Consider the following 3,840-nt stretch of genomic DNA (forward strand, 5'->3'; position numbering starts at 1 on the left):
AAGGGCGACGCCCTGGCCGCCCTGGAAGCCCGCGCCGCCGCCCCGGCTCCGGCGCCCGCCGCGCCGTCGGCCCCGCGTCCGATCCACGAGCGCGAAGAGCGCGTGAAGATGACGCGCCTGCGTCAGACGATCGCCCGTCGCCTGAAGGAAGCCCAGAACAACGCCGCCATGCTGACGACCTTCAACGAGGTCGACATGAGCGCGGTGATGGCCCTGCGCGCCCAGTACAAGGACGTCTTCGAAAAGCGCCACGGCGTGAAGCTGGGCTTCATGTCCTTCTTCACCAAGGCCGTCGTCGCCGCCCTGAAGGCCGTGCCGGACGTCAACGCCGAGATCGACGGTCAGGACATCGTCTACAAGAACCACTACGACATCGGCGTCGCCGTCGGCACCGACAAGGGCCTGGTGGTTCCGGTCGTCCGTGACGCCGACGCCCTGAACCTGGCCGAGATCGAAAAGGCCATCGGCGACCTCGGCAAGAAGGCCCGCTCGGGCGGCCTGGCCATCGAGGACATGCAGGGCGGCACCTTCACGATCACCAACGGCGGCATCTACGGCTCGCTGATGTCGACCCCGATCCTCAACGCGCCGCAGTCGGGCATCCTGGGCATGCACGCGATCAAGGAACGCGCCATGGTCGTCAACGGCAAGATCGAGATCCGCCCGATGATGTACCTGGCCCTGTCCTACGACCACCGCGTGGTCGACGGCCAAGGCGCCGTGACCTTCCTGGTGAAGGTGAAGGAAGCCCTGGAAGACCCGCAGCGCCTGCTGCTGGACCTGTAAGGTTCAGGTCTTTTCGAGACTGATGAAGGGGGTCGCGAAAGCGGCCCCCTTTTTCGTTGGTCAGAAGATCCTCCCCCCTTTGGGGGAGGTGGCCCAGAGGGCCGGAGGGGGGGCGTTTTCAGCTTCCGCCGATTGGGCCGACCTCGCAGCGACTTCCCTCTCCGTCGGCTGCGCCGACACCTCTCCCTTCAGGGAGAGGGTAAGGAAAGACCCCCTCAGTCGCTCCGCGACAGCTCCCCCAAAGGGGGAGCATCTTCAGAAACTACTCCGCATCCCAGCGGAACGCCGCGTCGATCCAGTCGCCGATGCGGCCGTCCGGGCGGGCCAGGGCGTAGACCTGGGCCATCTCTTCATCGGTCAGCGCGAAATCGAAGATCGCGAAGTTCTCCGCCAGCCGCGCGGGGTTCTTGGTGCGGGGGATGGTCACCACCCCCTGCTGCACCTGCCAGCGCAGGGTCACCTGGCCGGGCGTCTTGCCGTACTTCTCGCCGATCGCCTTCAGCACCGCATCGTCGCCGACCTTGCCCTGGGCCAGGGGCGACCAGGCGGTGATCGAGGCGCCCAGCGCCTCAGCCGTGGCCCGCAGGGTCTTCTGCGACAGGTAGGGGTGGTACTCAACCTGGTTGGTGGCCAGCGGAGCCTCAGACAGGGCCGCCGCCTCCTCCCACAGCGCCGAGGGGAAGTTCGACAGGCCGATGCCCCGCGTGCGGCCGTCGGCCTTGACCGCGTTCAGCGCCGCGATGGTCTCCGACAGCGCCGGCTTGGGCTTGGGCCAGTGCAGCAGCAAGAGGTCCACCTGGTCGACCCGCAGCTTCTTGAGGCTCTCGTCGACCGAGCGCTGGAGGTCGCCTTCGGTGAACTTGTCGATCCACACCTTGGTGGTGACGAAGATCTCGCTCCGCGGCACGCCCGTGGCCGCCAGGGCCGCGCCGACGTCCTGCTCGTTGCCGTAGATCTGGGCGGTGTCGACATGGCGATAGCCGAGCTCCAGCGCCTTCTCGGTCACGGTCTGGGCCAGGCCGTTCTCCAGCTGGTAGGTGCCCAGGCCGATGGCCGGGATGTCGATGTCGCCGGAACGGACAGTAGGCTGGGCCATGGGAAACTCCTGGGAAAACGCTCAGGCGGATATAGGCGCCCGGTCCCGCTTCGCCAGCCGTAGTTGCAGATGCTGCATGCCTGTCAGGACAAGCGTGAGCGCGAAGAACCCCGCCGCCATCACCACCATGGTCACCAGCACCGACGGATAGCCCCGCTTGGCGACGTTGAGGAACGGATAGGGATACCAGCCCGACAGCGCCCCGTGGATCAGGGTCCAGACCCCGAACGCCAGCGGCAGGGCCAGCGCCTTCCAGGCCTGCCCCCAGCGGGCCGCCTCGCGCGGCGGCAAAGCCAGCAGGTCGGCCAGGAACAGCAGCGGCGTCACCGTGTGCAGCAGGGTGTCGGCCAGCAGCTGCCAGCCCTTGGGGTCCCACAGCCCGGCCAGCAGCACGTGATAGACCAGCGCCGTCACGCCGATGTAGACGCCCACCGCCACCCGCGTGCCCGCCCGCCGCGCCCAGACGCCGAGCCGGCTTTCAGGAGCGAGGGCCGAGGCGACCAGCGCCGTCCCGACCAGAATGTTGCTGAGGATCGTGAAGAAGCTGAAGAACTTCACGGTCTGGGCCAGGGGGTCCTTGTGCGAGACCATCAGGCCGTATTGCAGCACGACGCCGAACCAGACGATCGCCGCCGCGACCAGGCGCCAGGCGCGCTCAGTCTTGTTCGTCATGGGCCTTGGAAACCTTCTTGGGGACGCTGGCGCGCCATTGCCGTTCGAGAATGCGCTTCACCGTCCCCGGCTCCACCGCCGACAGCCGGGCCAGCACCATCGGATAGTTCCGGTAGTGGTCGGTGAAATAGAACACCTCGGGCGCGGCCTCGATCAGCATCTCGCGCTCGTCGAACGGCACGCCGGTCAGAACCAGGCTGTCGCCGTCCTCCTTCAGCCTCGTCAGGAACTTGCCGTTCGCCTTGAGGCAGGCATAGCCGTACGACGTCCCGTCCGCGACCAGCGGCAGGGAAAAGGCGAAGGCGCGGACCTCTTCGTACGTCATGGGCATGGGCGAAGCTCCCGTACCGCGACTATAGATGCAGTATGAGCGCGGAAAACACTCTGAAGACGCCGATCCTGGTGCTGGGCGCCACCAGCCTGATCGGGACCTTCCTGATGGCGCGGCTGCAAGCCGCCGGCCACGAGCCCATGGGGCTGTCGCGCCGCCCTCCTGGAGGCGACGCCTGCTGGATCGACGCCGACCTGCGCGCCGACGACCTGGCCGAACAGCTGCCCGGCGCGGCCACCGTCTTCGCCCTGTCGCCGATCTGGCTGCTGCCCGACGTGCTGCCGCTGCTGAAGGCGCGCGGCATGACACGGCTGGTGGCCTTCTCCTCGACCAGCCGCTTCACCAAGGAAGCCTCGCCCGAGCCCGCCGAGCGCGCCGTGGCCAAGGCCCTGGCCGACGCGGAAAGCGCCGTCGAGGCGTTCTGTTCGGAACATGGCGTGGCCTGGACCATCCTGCGCCCGACCCTGATCTACGCCGAGGGCCGCGACGGCAATGTCAGCCGCCTGGCCGGCCTGATCCGCCGCTTCAAGGTGCTGCCGCTGTCGGGTTCGGGCGAGGGCCTGCGCCAGCCGGTCCATGCCGACGACCTGGCGGCCGGCGCCATAGCAGCGGCGACCGCCCCGGCGGCGGCGGGTCGCGCCTACGATCTCGTGGGCGGCGAGACCCTGGCCTATCGCGACATGGTCCGCCGGATCTACGAGGGCCTGGGGAGACGGCCGCTGATCGCACCCCTGCCCCCGTGGCTGTTCTCGCTGCTGCTGACCCTGGCGCGGCCGTTCTTCCCCGGCGCGACGGCCGCCATGGGCGCGCGGATGAGCCAGGACCTGACCTTCGACGCGGCGGATGCGGTCAGGGATTTCGGGTGGGCGCCGAGGGATTTCCGGCCCCGCTTCTAAGATGCTCCCCCTGAAGGGGGAGCTGTCGCGGAGCGACTGAGGGGGAAGTGATAGCGGCA

The 3,840-nt window shown here is 68.4% G+C and carries 5 protein-coding genes; 2 read left to right on the top strand and 3 right to left on the bottom strand.

All coding sequences use genetic code 11. From position 1 onward, the window contains the following. On the top strand, positions 1-786 hold a 786-nt coding region (gene odhB, locus DMC18_RS21475), incomplete at its 5' end, for a 2-oxoglutarate dehydrogenase complex dihydrolipoyllysine-residue succinyltransferase (RefSeq protein WP_146218162.1). A 262-nt stretch (positions 787-1,048) separates the two neighbouring features. Here odhB and DMC18_RS21480 read toward each other — a convergent pair. Genes DMC18_RS21480 through DMC18_RS21490 form a run of 3 tightly spaced genes read right to left on the bottom strand, consistent with a single transcriptional unit; the run spans position 1,049 to position 2,885 of the window. Next, positions 1,049-1,882, bottom strand: a complete 834-nt coding sequence (locus DMC18_RS21480; RefSeq protein ID WP_110120083.1) for an aldo/keto reductase — start codon at positions 1,880-1,882, stop codon at positions 1,049-1,051. Positions 1,883-1,903: 21 nt separating this feature from the next. Further along, on the bottom strand, positions 1,904-2,554 hold the full coding sequence (locus tag DMC18_RS21485; RefSeq protein WP_110120082.1) for a Pr6Pr family membrane protein: 651 nt from the start codon (positions 2,552-2,554) through the stop codon (positions 1,904-1,906). Continuing rightward, positions 2,538-2,885 (bottom strand): MmcQ/YjbR family DNA-binding protein, encoded by a 348-nt coding sequence (locus tag DMC18_RS21490; RefSeq protein WP_110120081.1) that lies wholly within the window; start codon positions 2,883-2,885, stop codon positions 2,538-2,540. Before DMC18_RS21490 ends, DMC18_RS21485 begins: the two co-directional genes overlap by 17 nt. 35 nt (positions 2,886-2,920) lie before the next feature. Between DMC18_RS21490 and DMC18_RS21495 the strand changes: the two genes are divergently transcribed. Further along, positions 2,921-3,781, top strand: coding sequence for an NAD(P)-dependent oxidoreductase (locus tag DMC18_RS21495; RefSeq protein WP_110120080.1), 861 nt, complete (start codon positions 2,921-2,923; stop codon positions 3,779-3,781). Positions 3,782-3,840: the final 59 nt, after the last annotated feature.

Origin of the sequence: Caulobacter sp. D5 (genome assembly GCF_003185805.1) — a bacterium.
Taxonomy (GTDB): domain Bacteria; phylum Pseudomonadota; class Alphaproteobacteria; order Caulobacterales; family Caulobacteraceae; genus Caulobacter.